Source organism: Caldisericum insulae, assembly GCF_047785965.1.
Classification (GTDB): Bacteria; Caldisericota; Caldisericia; order Caldisericales; family Caldisericaceae; genus Caldisericum; species Caldisericum exile_A.
Genome location: NZ_JBLOBF010000003.1, coordinates 51,577 through 69,531 on the forward strand (window position 1 = coordinate 51,577; position 17,955 = coordinate 69,531).

16 protein-coding genes, 7 tRNA genes and 1 riboswitch are annotated in these 17,955 nt (G+C 35.9%); of the genes, 18 read left to right on the plus strand and 5 right to left on the minus strand.

Going from position 1 to position 17,955, the window contains the following annotated elements; all coding sequences use genetic code 11:
• The gene (locus ACMV0E_RS03205; RefSeq protein ID WP_416084933.1) at positions 1 to 1,962 is read left to right on the plus strand and encodes an O-antigen ligase family protein; all 1,962 of its coding nucleotides are present in this window, start codon (positions 1 to 3) and stop codon (positions 1,960 to 1,962) included.
• Positions 1,963 to 2,028: 66 nt separating this feature from the next.
• Here ACMV0E_RS03205 and ACMV0E_RS03210 read toward each other — a convergent pair whose 3' ends face one another.
• The gene (locus tag ACMV0E_RS03210; RefSeq protein ID WP_416084934.1) at positions 2,029 to 2,532 is read right to left on the minus strand and encodes a type II secretion system protein; all 504 of its coding nucleotides are present in this window, start codon (positions 2,530 to 2,532) and stop codon (positions 2,029 to 2,031) included.
• Between the two features lie 179 nt (positions 2,533 to 2,711).
• Positions 2,712 to 2,798: riboswitch (cyclic di-GMP riboswitch) on the minus strand.
• A 912-nt stretch (positions 2,799 to 3,710) separates the two neighbouring features.
• On the opposite strand from ACMV0E_RS03210, the gene rpsF reads away from it, so the two are divergent.
• From rpsF to ACMV0E_RS03295, 17 genes are all read left to right on the plus strand, one after another.
• Positions 3,711 to 4,079 (plus strand): 30S ribosomal protein S6, encoded by a 369-nt coding sequence (gene rpsF / locus ACMV0E_RS03215; RefSeq protein WP_416084935.1) that lies wholly within the window; start codon positions 3,711 to 3,713, stop codon positions 4,077 to 4,079.
• Positions 4,072 to 4,470 carry a single-stranded DNA-binding protein gene (locus ACMV0E_RS03220; protein ID WP_416084936.1) on the plus strand — a complete coding sequence of 133 codons (399 nt, stop codon included), beginning with the start codon at positions 4,072 to 4,074 and terminating at the stop codon, positions 4,468 to 4,470. The genes rpsF and ACMV0E_RS03220 overlap by 8 nt, the downstream gene beginning before the upstream one ends.
• An 11-nt stretch (positions 4,471 to 4,481) precedes the next feature.
• Positions 4,482 to 4,730: a 30S ribosomal protein S18 gene (gene rpsR, locus ACMV0E_RS03225; RefSeq protein ID WP_416084937.1), complete on the plus strand. Its 249-nt coding sequence runs from the start codon at positions 4,482 to 4,484 to the stop codon at positions 4,728 to 4,730.
• 4 nt (positions 4,731 to 4,734) lie between these two features.
• Entirely contained in the window at positions 4,735 to 5,178 is a 444-nt protein-coding gene (gene rplI, locus ACMV0E_RS03230) for a 50S ribosomal protein L9 (RefSeq protein WP_416084938.1), read from the plus strand.
• The gene (dnaB, locus tag ACMV0E_RS03235) at positions 5,178 to 6,494 is read left to right on the plus strand and encodes a replicative DNA helicase (RefSeq protein WP_416084939.1); all 1,317 of its coding nucleotides are present in this window, start codon (positions 5,178 to 5,180) and stop codon (positions 6,492 to 6,494) included. The genes rplI and dnaB overlap by 1 nt, the downstream gene beginning before the upstream one ends.
• Positions 6,495 to 6,551: 57 nt before the next feature.
• Positions 6,552 to 6,627: transfer RNA gene (locus ACMV0E_RS03240), tRNA-Lys, on the plus strand.
• Positions 6,628 to 6,629: 2 nt separating this feature from the next.
• Positions 6,630 to 6,704 (plus strand) — tRNA-Glu (locus ACMV0E_RS03245).
• Between the two features lie 18 nt (positions 6,705 to 6,722).
• Positions 6,723 to 6,797 (plus strand) — tRNA-Val (locus ACMV0E_RS03250).
• 47 nt (positions 6,798 to 6,844) lie between these two features.
• Positions 6,845 to 6,921, plus strand: a tRNA-Asp gene (locus ACMV0E_RS03255).
• A 23-nt stretch (positions 6,922 to 6,944) separates the two neighbouring features.
• Positions 6,945 to 7,019: transfer RNA gene (locus ACMV0E_RS03260), tRNA-Gly, on the plus strand.
• A gap of 24 nt (positions 7,020 to 7,043) precedes the next feature.
• Positions 7,044 to 7,118, plus strand: a tRNA-Thr gene (locus ACMV0E_RS03265).
• Positions 7,119 to 7,144: 26 nt separating this feature from the next.
• Positions 7,145 to 9,145, plus strand: a complete 2,001-nt coding sequence (locus ACMV0E_RS03270) for a sodium-translocating pyrophosphatase (protein WP_416084940.1) — start codon at positions 7,145 to 7,147, stop codon at positions 9,143 to 9,145.
• Between the two features lie 90 nt (positions 9,146 to 9,235).
• Entirely contained in the window at positions 9,236 to 10,186 is a 951-nt protein-coding gene (locus tag ACMV0E_RS03275) for an LCP family protein (protein ID WP_416084941.1), read from the plus strand.
• Positions 10,187 to 10,997: 811 nt separating this feature from the next.
• Entirely contained in the window at positions 10,998 to 11,435 is a 438-nt protein-coding gene (locus tag ACMV0E_RS03280) for a Fur family transcriptional regulator (protein WP_416084942.1), read from the plus strand.
• An 11-nt stretch (positions 11,436 to 11,446) separates the two neighbouring features.
• A tRNA-Arg gene (locus ACMV0E_RS03285) sits at positions 11,447 to 11,521 on the plus strand.
• Positions 11,522 to 11,618: 97 nt separating this feature from the next.
• Positions 11,619 to 12,806, plus strand: a complete 1,188-nt coding sequence (gene tyrS / locus ACMV0E_RS03290) for a tyrosine--tRNA ligase (RefSeq protein ID WP_416084943.1) — start codon at positions 11,619 to 11,621, stop codon at positions 12,804 to 12,806.
• Complete coding sequence (locus ACMV0E_RS03295; RefSeq protein ID WP_416084944.1) at positions 12,772 to 13,977, plus strand: MFS transporter; 1,206 nt, start codon at positions 12,772 to 12,774, stop codon at positions 13,975 to 13,977. Before tyrS ends, ACMV0E_RS03295 begins: the two co-directional genes overlap by 35 nt.
• Here the strand turns inward: ACMV0E_RS03295 and ACMV0E_RS03300 are convergent.
• The 4 genes from ACMV0E_RS03300 to gcvT all read right to left on the minus strand — a co-directional run bounded on the left by ACMV0E_RS03300 (position 13,955) and on the right by gcvT (position 17,955).
• Positions 13,955 to 14,791, minus strand: coding sequence for a patatin-like phospholipase family protein (locus ACMV0E_RS03300; RefSeq protein WP_416084945.1), 837 nt, complete (start codon positions 14,789 to 14,791; stop codon positions 13,955 to 13,957). The genes ACMV0E_RS03295 and ACMV0E_RS03300 overlap by 23 nt on opposite strands.
• Positions 14,792 to 14,800: 9 nt before the next feature.
• Complete coding sequence (locus ACMV0E_RS03305; RefSeq protein ID WP_416084946.1) at positions 14,801 to 15,559, minus strand: MBL fold metallo-hydrolase; 759 nt, start codon at positions 15,557 to 15,559, stop codon at positions 14,801 to 14,803.
• A gap of 39 nt (positions 15,560 to 15,598) precedes the next feature.
• On the minus strand, positions 15,599 to 16,765 hold the full coding sequence (locus ACMV0E_RS03310) for a pyridoxal phosphate-dependent aminotransferase (RefSeq protein WP_416084947.1): 1,167 nt from the start codon (positions 16,763 to 16,765) through the stop codon (positions 15,599 to 15,601).
• A 68-nt stretch (positions 16,766 to 16,833) separates the two neighbouring features.
• A complete protein-coding gene (gene gcvT, locus ACMV0E_RS03315; protein WP_416084948.1) occupies positions 16,834 to 17,955 on the minus strand; it encodes a glycine cleavage system aminomethyltransferase GcvT in 1,122 nt (373 codons plus the stop codon).

Here is a 17,955-nt window from a genome sequence, read left to right on the forward strand (position 1 = left end):
ATGAAAAAGAGATCTTTTAAAATAGATTTTGTCCTTATACTTGCCCTTTCTTTTATCTTTGCACTTACCTTTCTTACGCGTTTTGGCGAAGTTGTAAACTATACAATAACCTATGCATCCTCTTTTTTTGTCTTTTTGATTTTCATTTTCTTTATTGTTGATTCAATTTTGAAGAAAAGACCAATAAAAGTTGATATTTACCTTCTTATATTCATTGTTGCAGTTGGATTTTCAATTATTTTCTCTCATTATAAATATCATGCCTTTTCACAATTTTTGAATTTCTTATTTCCGACTCTTCTTTCAATAATAATTTTGAACAGTATCGACCAAGAAAACTTCAAAGTGGTATTAAACTTTATTGTCTTTACTAGTTTTCTTTTTGGATTTGTATCATATCTTTTTTATTACTCATATGCATTTGGTCAATTTCCTTCAATCTCGCTTTATGGTCAGAAATACGCATTTGTCAGTTTTGAAACACTTCAATCTCTTTGGCAATACAACAATGCCTTCGGTGCATTTTTGATACTTTCCATATTTACATCAATGGGTTTTGTTCTTCTTGAGAAAAACGATGTTAAAAGGGCAATTTATTTTATAATTTCAGTATTTTTGACTTTTCTTATCATAATCACTTCATCAAGAGGCTCTTACATTGCTTATATATTAAGTATGGTAGTTTTTGTATCCATTTTACATGAAAATTTTTTAAAGGCTTTACTTTTAGAAGTATTGGTTCTTCTTTTTGCAATTATTCTTACACCTTCTTTTGCATCGCCATTTACAGTTGATGTAATTTTGAATAAGAATACGCAGTTTGTCCAATTTGTCCAAGGAGAGCAAAATGTTTCACTCTATATGAGGATCTATTTCGTTAAATTATCGTTTGAAAGGTTTTTGCAAAATCCATTTAGACCAATTGGTATTGGAAGTTTTAAAGACTTTTATTCGCTTACTGGGAATATTCCCGATAAAATTAGGTTTGACCCCCATTCACTTATTGCAAGGATTCTTGTTGAAACTGGAATCTATGGGATAATTCCATTTCTCTTGTATGTTTTTAATGCGTATAAGGTTGCCTTTAAAAATCTAAAAAATGCTTCTTTTGTCTATGTTGGGCTGTTTTCAGGGCTTACAGGCTTTTTTGTCCATATGTGTATGGATGTTGATTCGCTTCTCCCTATAACGCTTGTCTATCTTTTCTTGGGATTTGCACTTTTAACATTTAACAACCAAAAAAGTTTTGTTCTCTCAAAAAGAGTATCTCTCATTTTGATACTGTTTCTTGTTTTAGGCTCAATTTATACCTTTAAAACATTTATTGCATCAGTTAATGTTCTTATTGGAGATAACTTACCAATTGAAACAAGAATAGAATACTATAAAAATGGAATAGCTCTTGACAAAAATAACTCAACCTACCATTACCTTTTAGGGCAAACTTTTAAAGATTTGGGGGATGCTTCAAGTGCCTTAAAAGAGTTTGAATTTGCCTCTTCTTTAAATCCGCTTGACTATAGATTTCCTGATGGTATTGGGCAAATTTATCTTGATACAAAAAATCCGCTTTCAATTAAATTTCTAACAAGGGCTAAGGATCTAAGAAAAACTGATTTTGATCTAAAAGGACTTGTGGCTTTAGCTTATATTCTTACAAAAGGCGATATAAACTCTGCAAAAACACTTATTAGTTTTCCCATAGATGATTCTTTTTCAAATACAAATATTGCATATGGCTTTATTTTACTTAAGGAAGGAAACCTGGGAGAAGGTAAGGAGTATATCGTTAAAGGCATAAAGGCAAACAATAAAAATCCTTACGGACAACTTGGTTTAGCATATTACTATGCGATTCAAAATAACTCAAAACAGGTAAAGGCGAGGTTTGAGTATTTGAAAAACTTGGATTTGATTCTCTATAACGCATACAAAAATGATTTTGCAAAGTATCTAAAATAAAAAGGCTAAAATAAAAAAGGCACGCTTTTGGCGTGCCCAAAAAATTACACTAATTAGCGCTCTTTATTAAGAAGCAGATACTGAAATCTGTCCGCCGGGTGTCATTGTAAATTTATAAGTCTTAGAACCAATAGTGGTTGTAACTGTGAGTGTGTAATCACCGCCTGTACTCTCATAAGTTCCCGAGCCACCTGCTCCAAGCTTCTTTGCAAGAGCATCAAAGGCGTCAGCTTTAATGTATGTAATAGGAGCGGATTCGCCTGTTACAGTGGTATGACCAGTTACATTCTGGGTAGCTGGTGCTTGTCCTGTACCTGTAAGCTCGCTAACTAATACAGATGTTTGTACAGTTCCGTTAGTAATAAAATCTTCTTTTGTTACCTTTGGATAGTTTGTCCAATCTGTGTTAAAAGACTCCAAAGCAGTTGCGATTGATTTAAGGTCTGATTCGATTGCAGAGACTTTTGCTCTCTCAGTCATTCTCAAGTAGTTTGGAATTGCAATTGCCGCCAAAATGATGATGATTGCAATGACAATCATCAGTTCAATCAATGTAAAACCTTTCTTCATGTTTCACCTCCTATGAAAATTTTTTACTTCCTTCGATAGTTTATTACTTTTCGATTTTTTTTGCAACATCTCTCACCCTCTTTCCCTAAAAATTAATTTACTTTTTACTAATTAAATTTTAGCTCTTAAAAAAATTTTTTCAATACTTCAAGCAAAGTTTTAAAAAATTCTTAAAATAAAAATTGCAATGTCGGTTGCGCCACTTGCTCCACCTGTCCCCTTGGCGCCCATATTGGAGATCAGGTTTCCTCGCACCATTGCTTTAGATATTATATCCTATTTTCAAAAAATTCAAACATCTTATTAAATATGAGAATGAGAAAATTTTTAATTAAATTTCTACAAACGGATCCTAAAAACTTGTTTCTAACTATTTTTCATTTTCGAAATTTTAGTTTGTTTTAACTATTTCTTACAAATTTTCTTCCCTAACCTTATAAGCTAAAAATTATACTAATTTCAAGCAGATTCTGTAATTAGAGAAAATAAACCCTTTTAATTTCTCCCCGAAATTATTTGTTATGTATTACTTCTTTCAAAATGACAATCATTGGAAGATGGCACATCTCCTTTTGAACTTCCCCAAAAGGAGGAGATTTCTCCTCACTTCGTTCGTCGAAATGACTGGTTGTGTTCATTCCGAAGGCTTTAGCCTGAGGAATCTCCAATATTAGAAAGGGGGTGTCCCCCTTTCTAACTTACCCCCAAATCAAAGTTATTATTTGGGGGAGTATTGAGGGGGCGGTGTTTTGCCTCCTCAAAATATGGAGATTTCTCAGTCGCTTATGCTCCTTCGAAATGACAATCAATGGAAGAGGGCATATCTACCTTCGAACTTCCCTAAAAGGAGGAGATTTCTCCTCACTACGTTCGTCGAAATGACAATTGATGGAATGGGGCAAATCCACCTTTGAACTTTTCCCTAAAAACAGTATTTATTTTTGGGGGGTATTGCGAGGGACGTGGGAGGTAATAAGTTTGCAAAATAGAGAGGGAAGTGTTTACAGATTTTTGTATAGATTATCCTAATTTGGAAAGTTAAACGCAACTCAATTTAATCTTCTTCTCTCCTTATACTTGATTAACATATCAAAATCTGTATAATAGTTTTGGTATGGAATACCTTCCTTGTAGGGATTGCCCTACAAGGCATAAATTTAATGTCCAGGAGGTAAAAGATGAATTACTACGAAGTGCTTTACATTGTAAGCGCTAATCTTTCAGATGAAGAAAGAGCAGCGCTTGTATCAAAATTCCACGAATTTGTTGAAAGAAACGGTGGAAGTTTAAAAAGTGAAAGTGAATGGGGTTTAAAGACCCTTGCTTACCCAATCTTAAAGCAGGATAGAGGTTATTATTATCTTGCTTATGTTAATCTTCCTGCAAGTGCCGTAAAGGATCTCTACTATTTCTTTAGGGTTACTGATGGTTTTTTGAGAGCAATGATTGTAAAGAAAGTTGAGAAAGAAGTTAAGTCCGCTCCAAAAGAACCCGAAGTAAAAGAAGAACAAGCCGGTGAACCCGAAGAGGTACAAGAAAATGTCTGATGTAAATAGAGTTTTTTTAACTGGGCGTCTTGTTGCAGATCCTGATATCCGTTATACTCCAACGGGTAATGAAGTTGCCCAATTTAGGATTGCCGTAAACTTAAAATACAGAGGCAAGCAGGATCCGACAAATTGGCAGGAAGAAACATCATTTATAACGATCATTGCTTGGAATAGGCTTGCAGATAAAGTTGAGAAGACTATGAAAAAAGGCGATCTTATTTTTGTTGAAGGTAGACTTCGAATTCGTGAATACGAAGTGGATGGAAACAAAAGATATGCAACAGAAATTGTTGCAAGAGATATAAAACTCATCGTAGCAAAGGGCGCAAAGGAAATTGAACTTGAAGAGGCTACTGATGAGTCAGAACCTGATGTACCATTTGCATAGAGGAGGCAAAGATGGAAACACCAAAAAAAGTTGCAAAAAAGGGATATTTCTTTAGACAGAAGAAAAAAGTTTGTGTTTTTTGTGCAAGGAACGAAGAGATAGATTATAAAGATGTTGCTAAACTTTCAAAATTCATAAGCGAGAAGGGTAAAATTCTTCCAAGGAGAAATACGGGGCTTTGTGCAAAACACCAAAGAGAACTTGCAAGAGCTATTAAGCGTGCTCGTATAATGGCACTTTTGCCCTTCGTAAGAGTGTAAGATAATGAAAGTTAAAGTCCTTTTATTACAGAATGTAAAGGGCTTAGGAAACGCAAAGAGCATAGTCGCTGTTTCAAAGGGCTATGCTCTTAATTATTTGGTTCCTAAGGGTCTTGCAAAAATTGTCGACGATGATACCGCAGAGACAATTGTAGATGTCGGAAAAAATATTGAAGAGCGAAGGATTACACAGGCAAAAAATGACAAAGAAATTTTAGAATCAAAGGAACTTGTTTTTAAGGTAAATGCAGGAGCAGGAGATAAACTCTTTGGCTCGATAACCGCTCAGGATATTGAAGATAAAATTAAAAAGGTATTTGGTCTTGAAATCGATAAAAAGAGGATTGTCTTAGATACTCCCATTAAAAAGCTCGGTGAATATAAAATTCCTGTAAAACTTTATAAAGAAATTCAAGCAGAGTTAAAAGTAAAAGTTGAAAAAGAATAATGGCTGAAGAAATCAAGAGGTTGCCCCCTTATAGTATCGAAGCAGAGCAGTCAGTAATTGGCTCAATGCTTATTGATGATGAAGCAGTCCTTAAAGTGCTTGAAATTTTGCGCCCCGAGGATTTTTATCGCCCTGAGCATGAAGAGATAATGAGGGCAATTTTTGAATTAACAACTGAAAATGTTCCCATAGATATTGTTTCTGTTACAGATAAGCTTAAATCTATGGACAAACTCGATTTTGTTGGTGGAACAACTTACATTATGCAAGTTGCATCATCTGTTCCAAATGCAGCAAATGTTGAATACTATGCAAAGATTGTAAAGACGAAGGCACTTTTAAGGGAGCTTATTAAGGCTGGGGCTGAGATTTCTGAACTTGGTTTTAATGAGTCAATGGATATAGATGAAGTTTTAAATCTTGCAGAGCAAAAAATTTTTAACATATCACAGAGGAAATCCCAATCGTATTTTCTTAGGGTAAGAGATTTTCTTCATGAGCACTTTTCAGAAATTGAAAACAGGCATAAAAAAAGGTTAGGGCTTTCTGGAATACCGAGTGGCTTTCCATCCCTTGATAAAATTACAAGCGGATTTCAAAAATCAGACCTTATTATAATTGCAGCTCGCCCAAGTATAGGAAAAACTTCTCTTGCGCTTAACATAACAGAACATATTGCAATAAAATCAGGAAAACCTGTTGGTTTTTTCTCACTTGAAATGTCGAAAGAGCAACTTATAGAGAGGATGTTAGCAGCTGAGGCAAAAGTTGATATGATGAGGTTAAAGACGGGTTATCTTAGAGATGAGGATTGGCCGAAGTTAACCGAAGCATACTCTAACCTTTATGAAGCACCAATCTATATTGATGACTCACCTGATGTAACGCTTAATGACATAAGGACAAAGTCAAGGAGACTAAAAATTGAAGCAAAAGTTGAGGTTATTTTTATAGATTATCTTCAATTAATTCGATCTGAGCAAAAAGTTGAAAATAGAGTGCTTGAAATATCACAAATAACACGTGGTCTTAAAAATCTTGCAAGGGAACTCGATATTCCACTTGTTGTGCTTTCCCAGTTAAGTAGGGCTGTTGAGAAACGTGAAGATAAACGCCCAGTTCTATCTGATTTAAGAGAATCAGGTTCAATTGAGCAAGATGCAGATGTTGTTATATTCCTCCATGTGCCAGATGAAGACAATAAAGAGGAAATAGAACTCATTGTTGCAAAGCAGAGAAACGGACCTCAGGGAAGTGCGCGTCTTCAATTCCTTCAGGATTACACAAAGTTTGTTGAAAGAGCCGAAGAGTATTAATTTGCCACTTGACAGAAATTAATATTTCTGTATTATATTATTGCTATACCCCTATGGGGGCCGTTAGCTCAGTAGGCAGAGCACCGGCCTTTTAAGCCGGGTGTCGCAGGTTCGAATCCTGCACGGCTCACCAGAGCCCTCGTAGTCTAACGGTTAGGACACCGCCCTTTCAAGGCGGCGATAGGAGTTCGACTCTCCTCGAGGGCACCATTTTTTATGGTGGGTTGTGGGCGGATGGCTCAGCGGTAGAGCACTTCCCTCACACGGAAGGGGTCACAGGTTCGAATCCTGTTTCGCCCACCACTTGGGATATTGCAAAAAATTGTAAGTTTAAATATAATACATTTAGCGGGGTCGTGGTGTAGTGGTCTAACACGCTGGCCTGTCACGCCGGAGACCGTGGGTTCGAATCCCATCGATCCCGCCAATTTTATGAAGATGATGAAAAAAGCGGGAGTAGCTCAGGGGTAGAGCACTGCCTTGCCAAGGCAGCTGTCGCGGGTTCGAATCCCGTCTTCCGCTCCATTTTTATTTTAGGTTATATTTGGTGCCGGCGTAGCTCAGGGGTAGAGCAGCTCACTCGTAATGAGCGGGTCGTCTGTTCAAATCAGATCGCCGGCTCCATAAGATAGAATAAGAAGGAGGCGAAAATGGGAATTTTTCTTGCAGGGATCTTTGGGGTGTTATCACTTGTGGTTGCAGTCATTTTATCAATCTCAATCCTTAAACGTGATCAAGGAACCGAGCGAATGAAAAAAACCGCAAAGGCAATCCAAGATGGTGCTCTTGCGTTTCTTCTTGAAGAATACAAAACAATGTATCTTTGGGTTGTAGTCTTTGCAATTGTTATTGGCGTTGTTATTTCTCCCTATGTTGCTATATTTTTTGTCCTTGGAACGATATTCTCAACGCTTTCGGGATTTTTTGGTATGTATATTGCAACAAGGGCAAGCGTGAGGACAACAAATGCCGCAATGAAAAGCACAGGCGAAGCTTTGTTTGTTGCATTTTCAGGTGGCTCTGTAATGGGACTAACGGTGACAGGGCTTGGAATAATAGGATCTCTTATAACATATTTAGTCTCATCAAAGTATTTTCCAGGGATTAGCCCACTTGTTGCAGTAACAGGTTATTCAATTGGTGCAAGTTTTGTTGCATTGTTTGCACGTGTGGGTGGGGGTATATACACGAAAGCTGCAGATGTTGGTGCAGACTTGGTTGGAAAAGTTGAAGCAGGCATTCCAGAAGATGACCCAAGAAATCCTGCAGTCATTGCGGATAATGTTGGCGACAATGTTGGAGATATTGCAGGAATGGGGGCTGATTTGTATGAATCTTATGTAGGTTCAATTACTGCTGCAATAATTCTTGGAGTTCTTGCACTTGGAAATAATGCAGCAACTTACATATATCTTATTGTGGGTTATGGTATTCTTTCGTCAATCATTGGGGTAGCTTCTTCACTTATTGCTTCCAAGCTTAATATTGAGCCTCAAAAAGCACTAAATCTTGGTTCTGTCATTGCAAATATTATTGCAATTATAATCTTTTATTTTGTTTCAAAAGATATCCCAAACGGTATTAGCTATTTTGTGTCAATAATAACGGGTCTTCTCATTGGACTTGCAATTGGTTTTATAACCCAATATTACACAAGCTCAAAACCAATTATTGAAATTGCAAAATCTGCCTCCGAAGGCGGTGCTGCAACAACAATTCTTTCTGGAATGGCAGTTGGTATGGAAAGTACATTTATACCCCTTCTTCTTATTGCAATAGGAATTATTATTTCATATCACTTTAGTGGGCTTTTTGGAATTGCTCTTGCTGGTCTAGGAATGCTTGCAACTCTTGGGATAAGCCTTAGCGTTGATGCATACGGACCTATTGCAGATAATGCAGGTGGTATTGCTGAGATGTCGCATCTTCCGCACGAAGTAAGAGGAAGGACCGATACCTTAGATGCTCTTGGAAATACAACTGCTGCAATGGGAAAAGGTTTTGCAATTGGTTCTGCAGCGTTAACCGCTCTTGCACTTTTCTCCTCATACATTCAGACGATGGGTATGTCCTCGCTTGATATAATGTCTCCTTATACAATTTCAGGAATGTTTATAGGAACCTCACTTCCGTTTTTGTTTTCTGCACTTGCAATTATGGCTGTTTCAAGAACGGCAGGTTATATGGTAGAGGAAGTGAGAAGACAATTTAGAGAAATCCCCGGACTAATTTCTGGTAAGGCAGATCCTGATTATAAAAAGTGTGTTGCAATATCAACTAAAGGTGCTTTAAAAAGTATGATTCTTCCGTCTTTAATTGCGGTTATTTCTCCTTTTGCGGGTTTAATCATTTTTATGTCTTACGGAAAAGAATTTACAGGTGGGCTTCTTGCAGGGGCAGTTCTGTCTGGCGTTATAATTGCAATTTATATGGCAAACGCTGGGGCTTCTTGGGATAATGCAAAGAAATACATTGAGCAAGGAAACTTTGGAGGCAAAGGTTCTGAAGCACACAGGGCAAGTGTTGTGGGAGATACAGTTGGTGATCCTCTAAAGGATACAGCAGGTCCATCAATTAATATTTTAATTAAGTTAATGACTACAATTTCTCTTTTGTTTGGACCATATATTGTTAAATTAATTTTAAAGTGAGAAAATTCATAATTTTATTAAAATTTTTGATTATAATAATACTTGTAATAATTTTAGCAGCATTTTTTGATTGAAAGGAAGTTTGAAAAGATGGATGTAAATACAAAAAAAATTATAAAGCAGATTATAATTGTAGTACTGGTAGCGTTTTTATCGGTTTTGGGGTATTATGTTTATATTACGGCAAAAAATTTGAGTTTAATTAATGAACACTCAAAAGGAGAAATTCCGCTTGATACTTCAAAGCCAACAAACATTCTCATTTTAGGGACTGATAGGCGGACCAAAAATGAAGCAGGTCGCTCTGATGTAATGATTCTTGTTCACCTTGATCCTGTGAATAAAAAGGTAACTTTGCTTTCAATTCCAAGAGATTCAAGAGTGTTAGTCCCAGGGCATGGATATGATAAGATTAACTCCTCGTTTAATTCTGATTATTTTGACGATGGTGGTGTAGATCTTTCGATTAAAACTGTTGCAAATCTTCTTGGTATTGATAGTAAAGATATCCCGTTTTATGTAATTGTTAATTTTGAAGGATTTGCAAAGGTAATTGATGCAATTGGTGGTGTTACTATCGATGTAAAAGAGCCAATGCATTATCATTCCTGGGCAGGTGATGTAAAAATAGATTTAAATCCGGGAGTGCAACATCTTGATGGCGTCAAGGCACTAGAATATGCAAGATTTAGGTATGACCAATGGGGAGACTTTGGAGTTGACGAGGAAGGTAATGTCCACGGTCGAGTTGAGAGGCAACAAGAACTTATAAAAGCAATTATTGACCAAACTAAGGATATACGTAATATCTTTAAACTTCCTCAAATTGCACAAGAAATTGGAAACGCAGTTGATACTAACTTGACTGTTGCGCAGATTACCAAAATTGGTCTTACCTATAAGGATCTTACAAGCAAGGATTTACAGATTGTAAATTTTCCTGGTGTTACTCAAATGATTGATGGAATTTCTTATGTTGTGCCAAATTATGATAAGTTGAAGGAGATTGGTGCAAACTATTTTAAATTATCAAATCAGTAATTTATAAAAGTAAAATGTGATTTAGTAAATGTTTTTGATGATTTTAAAATCGTTTATGGCGGGATTTACCCGCCTATTTTTTATTTAAGTATTGCCCTAAAGTAAAAGGAATTTTTCGGGTAGAGTTCTGGGAGGGATACCCTAATTAGAGGGGGACTTGCGATTCTCCCCTTCAAAATAATTGTCATATCGAAGGCTTGAGCCTGAGGAATATCTCCTCAGTTTTGGGGGAGTATTGAGGGGGGTTGTTGCCCCCTCAAAATATTTGTCATATCGAGCGAAGCGAGATATCTCCTCTGTTTATATTGAAGGGGTAAAAATACCTATCTTCCAACTTTCCCAAAAAGAGGAGATTTCTCCGTCGTTTACGCTCCTTCGAAATGACAATCGATGGAAGGTGTACATTCTCTTTCAAACTTCCCCAAAGGAGGAGATTTCTCCTCACTACGTTCGTCGAAATGACAATTATTGGAAGAGGGCATATTCTCTTTCAAACTTCCCCAAAGGAGGAGATTTCTCCTCACTACGTTCGTCGAAATGACTGGATGTGTTCATTCCGAAGCCAATTTTCATTTGTCATTCCGAAGTGGCAAAGCCACGAGGAATCTCCAATATTAGAAAGGGGGTACCCCCTTTTCTAACTTACCCCCTAAGGCTTCCCTCCAACTTCCCCAAAAGGAGGAGAATCCTCGTCACTTTGTTCCTTGGATTGACAATTCTTTGGTGTATTTTTGGGAAAGTATCGAGGGTCTTAAAGTTTTTTTCAATTTGGTACTTGCAAAAAATTAAAAAGTGTGTAATAATATATACCATGATGAAAGATAATATTGAAATAATTTTAAGAAAAAATGGGCTAAAGGTAACGAAACCGAGAGTAGAAATTTACAAGTTTCTTAAGAGTACCTATTCTCACCCAACGGTTGAAGAAATTTTTAATAATGTTAAACAAACAATGGACAAAATAAGTTATGCAACAGTTTATAATGTGCTCAATGATTTTATTGAAAAGGGACTTGTAAAGGAAGTTTCTACCTCGGAAGATGCAAAAAGGTATGATGGGCATATTGAACCACACGTACATCTAATTTGTAAAGTGTGTGGAAAAATTGAAGACCTTTATATAGATCTTTCAGATGTTGAGAAGGAAATTAAAGAAACCGGCTTTAAGGTTGAGGATATTGCCTTAAATGTTTACGGCATTTGCAAAGATTGCCAAAGTAAAGCCCACCATAGTATAAAAAGTAAATAAGTAGTCTATTAGCGCCTGTAGCTCAACGGATAGAGCAATGGCCTCCGGAGCCATGAATAGGAGTTCAATTCTCCTCAGGCGCGCCAATATTTTTGTGCCCCTGTTTGTCAGGGGCTTTTTTGATTGTGCTTTTAAAAATTAAATTTATGCGTAAAATATAAAAACTTATTTTGGGAGGTTTTGATGGATGCCTTTGAAAAGATAAAAAGAAAAACAGTTGAGATAATAAATGAGGACGAATTAAAAGAGCGTCTTGCAAGTGGAAAGAAATTAAGAGTAAAACTTGGTGCAGATCCCACTGCCCCAGATCTTCACCTTGGACATTATGTAGTCCTTCGTAAGTTAAGGGATTTTCAAGAACTTGGACATCAAGTTGTTTTTATTATAGGAGATTTTACTGGGCTTGTTGGTGATCCGTCTGGAAGGTCAAAGACACGACCACCCCTCTCAAAAGAGCAAATACAAGAAAATGCGAAGACCTATTTTGATCAGGTATTTAAAGTACTTGACAAGGAAAAAACCGAAGTGCGCTTTAACTCTGAATGGTTATCAAAAATAACTTTCGAAGATTGGTTTAGACTATGCGCCAATTTTACCCTTGCAAGGATTCTTGAGCGTGATGACTTCCAAAAACGTTTTTCGCAGGATATTCCCATATTTTTCCATGAATTGTTTTACCCAATAATGCAAGCATACGATTCTTATGCAATTGATGCCGATGTAGAACTTGGAGGAACAGACCAAAAATTTAATCTCATAATGGGAAGGCATCTACTTGAGGTTAAAGGAAAACCTCCTCAGATTGCAATTATTGTGCCAATCTTACGTGGGCTTGATGGAGTTCAAAAGATGAGTAAAAGCCTTGGAAATTATGTAGGGATAACAGAAGATCCAAAGACAATGTTTGGAAAAATTATGTCCATTCCAGATGACCTTATCTCAGAGTACTATTATCTTGTCCTTGATGTTGATGATGAAAAGGCAAAGGAAATAGAAGAAAGTATAAAAGAAGGAAAGGTCAATCCAAGAGACCTTAAACTTGAACTTGCAAAGGGTATTGTTGAAATTTTCCATGGAATTGATGAAGCTCAAAAGGCCTATGATAACTTCATAAAAGTTTTCAGTAAAAGAGAGCTGCCAGATGAGATGCCCGAACTTCACATTGAAGAATTTGTAGAAGATGGTGTTGTTGATATTGTGAATCTTCTTGTGAGCCTAAAAATCCTTCCCTCAAAAAGCGAGGTTAAAAGACTTATTGAGCAAGGCGGATTAAAAATAAATGATGAGAAGATTGAAAATTTTAAAGTAAAGGTAAATAACGGAGACATTTTAAGAGTTGGCAAAAGACAGTTTTTTAAACTCGTATTCTAAAGAAAATTTTAGTGCGATTGTTTTTAAAAACAGGAATTTTTACGCTGCAATTCTTGTTACAATTACGGCAGTTTTAGGTATTTCGAGTTTGTCTTCTGCGCTGCCTAAAATTGCACAGTCTTTTGAAATTGATGATGCCTCTTCGGGACTTATTCTTCTATTTTTTACTCTTCCTGGAATAGTTTTTTCGCCAGTTTTGGGGTTCTTTTCTGATAAGGTTGGAAGAAAAATTATTCTTTCAATTGCACTATTTATTTTTGGGCTTGGCTTTCTTGGTTACTTTGCAAATGATTTTAAAGCGCTTCTTATTATTCGCTTTGTCCAAGGCATTGGTGCATCAACTTTACTATCCCTTAATGTTGCAATCCTTGCTGATACATTTGAAGGGCGTGCCTTAAAATTTGCACTTGGAATGAACGGTGTTGTAACATCAATTGCACTTACTTTATTTCCAATTTTAGGGGGAGTACTTTCAGATATCAATCCAAGAAATCCGTTTTTGCTTTCACTTTTTTCTTTTGTTTCGCTTATTTTACTGCTTTTCCTTCTTGAAGACAGAGCTATAAAAAAGTCAGAAAATGAGATTAAAGTTCCAATAAGAAATGCCGTTAACGATGACCTTATTTTTGTATTTTTAGGTACAACTTTTACCTTCATAGTGCTTTATGGAGCATATCTTAACTATTTTTCATTTTTAGCAAAATATAGGTTTGAAATGTCATCAACTCTTACAGGTGTTTTTATCGGTATTTCTTCTTTTATTTCGGCAATAGTTTCATATAAAATTGAGCGTATTACTGAATTTTTCAGAGACGAAGTTGTATATGTAAGTGGTTTTGTATTTTATGCGTTGTCTATGATACTTTTCTACATTTCAAAAGATTACATTTTTCTTACACTTGGTTCTATGTTTTTCGGTGTTGCGCAGGGCATTAATATAACTCTTACTCCACAACTTCTAAATAAATTTTCAAAAGAGGAATTGAGGGGTTTAATAATGACAGCAAACGGTTCAATGGTAAATTTAGGGCAAACAATTGGACCACTTATATTTAGTTTTGCTTATAGAATGTTTAAATTAAATGGCGTATTTATTTTGGGCTTTCTTGTGGCGCTTTTAGGTCTTATTTTAACTTTTAAACTTGCAGTTAAGAACCCTTCAAACCCTTAGCCAGTAGACTTTCTTTACCGATGGTATATCCGATTTTTATAATCTCCTCTTTTTTATCAAAATCAAATATATCAAAGTTTAACGGGATTTGAATTAGGTAATCTGCTTTTGCAAGCTCATCTATGTAGAGGGTGTCAAGCGTTATATCAAGTACCCTTAAAATAATATCAAATGCGTTTCTAAAGTTTTCTTTTCTTCTGAATGTTTGAAGTGTGTTTACATCTACAAGGATTACTTTTTCTGCTCCCATTTCCTTTGCAACATCAACTGGCGCATTACTTAAAATACCTCCATCTGCAAGAAGCATTCCATCTTTTTCTAATGGTTCAAGATATGGTGGAATTGCACCCGTTGCATACATTGCTTCATAAAGTTTTCCTGAATTTAGAGTGATGAGGCGCTCTGTAATAAGATCAACTGCAACGCAAGAAAATGGTATTTTTAAGTCTTTGAATTCTTTGTCTTGAGTTATATCTTTAAAGACTTTTCTTATTTTTCTTCCAGAGTCAAAACCCAACTTTGTAAAAAGAGGTATAAGAGACGTTTGCTGAACTACTGTATTAAGAATTTTGTTTTCCTTTTGTGAATAGAAAAAACTTCTAATTTCGAGAAGTTCATTAAAATCGAGTTTTGAAAGCATATTCTCAAGATCTTTTGCTTCAATCCCAAGTGAATACATTGCACCTATAATACCACCCATTGATGCACCAGTAATAACATCAGGATGAATTCCAATTTCTTCAAGGGCTTTAAGAACTCCAATATGTGCAAGTCCTCTTGCGCCACCACCTGATAAAACTAATCCTAATTTCACATTTACCTCCTAAAACTCTACTGTGAGTCCATCATATGCTGCAATTACTTCAATTCCATATTTATTTGAGAGTGACTCTGCAACTTTCTCAGGATTTGCTCGAAGCATTGTCATTCCGAAGTGAGTCATTATAACCTTTTTAGGGTTTGAGTATTTTATAAACTTTTCAACATCAGAAATTGATAAATGCATTACTCCTTCTTTTTCGGAAAGGCGAACCACATTTAATATTAGATAATCGGAGTCTTTATAGTAATCAAGAAGTTCATTGAAAAATAGCGTATCAACAACAAATGAAACAGTTTTTTCCTCAATTTCAAATCTTATCCCGTATGTCTCTGCGGTGTGGTTATGCTTAAAAGAAGTAAATTTTATATCTTTGAATTCAAAAATACCTTTATGTTTTAAGGTAAAAATCCCTTCAAGATATGGTTTTAAGAATGGAAGAATTACTCTATTTTCTGAATTGAGCGCTTCGTCTGTTGTAAAAAGAGCCCCAGATTTTTTTAAGCCACCTTCTGTTATAGAATCAATAATTATATTTGCATCAGTTGAGTGATCGAGATGAATGTGCGTAAGAATAACTCCATTAACTGTTTCAATTGGAATTTTTGGACGAGCAGAGGCAAGTCTTAAGAGTGTTCCAGGTCCAGGATCCAAAATTAGAGTTGCATTTTTGCTTTTTATAACTGTTCCTGCTGAGTAGCGAAGTTGCTTTGCAACTACAAATCGTGCACCCGCAGTGCCTAAAAATTTTATTAATGCCATGATATAAAAGGGGGCTTAAGCCCCCTCAATATATGAATCCTATATGATCTTTTCAATTGCTTGTTTTACTCTCTTCAAGCCTTCAATAATGTTTTCTTTGGAAGTTGCGTAAGAGAATCTCAAATAGCCTTCACCATATTCACCAAATGCAGTGCCTGAAAGCGTGCAGACGCCTGCTTCATAGAGAAGATAATCTGCAAGTTCTTTTGAGGATTTTCCGACTTTCTTTACGTTAGGGAATGCATAGAATGCTCCCTTTGGCATCTTAACAGAGAATCCAGGGATTTCATTTAAACCTTGAACAATCAAATTTCTTCTTTCCTCGTATTCTTTTCTCATTCTTTCAGGCTCATCTTGTGGGCCACGAAGAGCTTCTATACCTGCCATTTGCACAAATGTTGCAACGCAAGAGAATGAATTTACAGCAACTCTCTTAAGTGCTTCAATTACTTCCTTATTAGCAACAGCATAGCCTAATCTCCAACCTGTCATTGCATAAGTTTTTGAAAATCCATCAAGAATTACTGTCCTTTCTTTCATGCCAGGAAGCGATGCAATACTTACAAATTTTCCTTCGTAAATGATTCTCGAATAAATTTCATCAGAAAGTATCATTATGTCATTTTTCTTTGCAATGTCTGCAATAAATTCAAGGTCTTCATAGGAAAGTATGCCACCTGTTGGGTTCGCAGGTGAGTTAATGACAATGAGTCTTGTTTTTGGAGTTACAAGCTTTTCAAATTCTTTCCTATCAAAGGCAAAGTCATTTTCTTCTCTTATGGGCATTGGTACAGGTTTTGCACCAACAAGCCTTATCGCCGATTCGTAGATTGGATAACCTGGATTTGGATAGATTGCTTCATCTCCCTCGTCAAGTAAGGATAACATCGTTCCAAAAATTACATCCTTACCACCTGGAGTAATGATTACTTCATCTGGTGTTACCTTAATATCTCTCGTCTTTGAAATGTATTCTGCAACTGCCTCTCTTAACTCAAGAATTCCCTGTGTTGGTGAATAATGGGTGTAATTTTCTTTAATTGCTTTAATTCCTGCTTCTTTTACATTTTCTGGGGTGTTAAAATCTGGCTCACCAATTTCGAAGTGAATTACGCTTTTCCCCTGTCGCTCAAGTTCTTTTGCTTTTGCAAGCATTTCAAAGGCAGTTTCAGTACCTGCTCTTTGAATCATTTTTGATATTTTCATTTTTTAAACCTCCATAAAATTTTGTTAAATTTCTTTAACAATTTATTATACAAATTATTGTCTAAATTTCAAACTTTTTTCTTGCCTGCTTTTGGTTCAATAAAAGGCATTTCAATCACTTCAAGTTCAAAGACCCTGTTCCCGTCTTTTATAATTAAACGTGTTCCTAAATCTCTGTACTCTAATTTTACATAACCTAACGCAAGGATTTCATTTCTTACAAACGACATATTACCCGATGTGATATGACCAATTTCATTGCCATCTTTGCTATAAATTTTCATTCCGTGTCGTGGTACTCCACCTGATAGCACCTTAAAACCTGTAAGTTTTCTTTTAATACCCTCTTTTAAGATATTTTCTAAGGCAGATTTACCAATAAAATTTTCCTTATCCATTTTTACTGCAAAATCCTGCCCTGCTTCAAACGGGTTTATTGTCTCGTCGATATCGTTTCCGTAAAGCCAATAACAGACTTCAAATCTTAGGGTATCTCTTGCTCCAAGTCCAGCAGGTTTAATGCCATATGGTTTGCCTTTTTCAAGTGCTTCATTCCAAATATGAACGATATCAATAGGTTTTGCATAGATTTCAAAACCATCTTCGCCTGTGTATCCTGTTCTTGAAATGAGAACATTAACATTAAAGAGTTTTCCATATGTTGCCTTAAAGTATCCAAGTTTTTCAAGCGGAGTTTCTCCTTCAAAGTAGTTCTTCAAAAATTCTTCTCCTTTAGGTCCTTGTATTGCAACTTCACCGTAGTCATCTGTTTTTCCTTCAATTTCTACATTAAAATTCCCCTTATGGTCGAGTACAAATTTAAGGTCTTTTTCATAGTTTGAAGCGTTTACAACAAGGAGGACAAAGTTTGAGTCAAGATTATACACAAAAAGGTCATCAACTTCTCCCCCATGTTCATAACACATAGGTGTGTATTTTACCCTTCCAAGTTTCATATCAAGGACACTATTTGTAACTAAGTAGTGTGTGAATTTGAGTGCATCGGGACCTTTAATTTCAATTTCACCCATATGGGATACATCAAAGATTCCTAGAGCATTTCTTACTGCAAGGTGCTCTTCTTTTATGCTTGTGTATTTGAGCGGCATTTCAAAGCCTGCAAAGGGCACCATCTGTGCATTTAATTTGAGGTGCTCCTCATAAAGCGGGGTTCGTTTAAGATTTTCCAT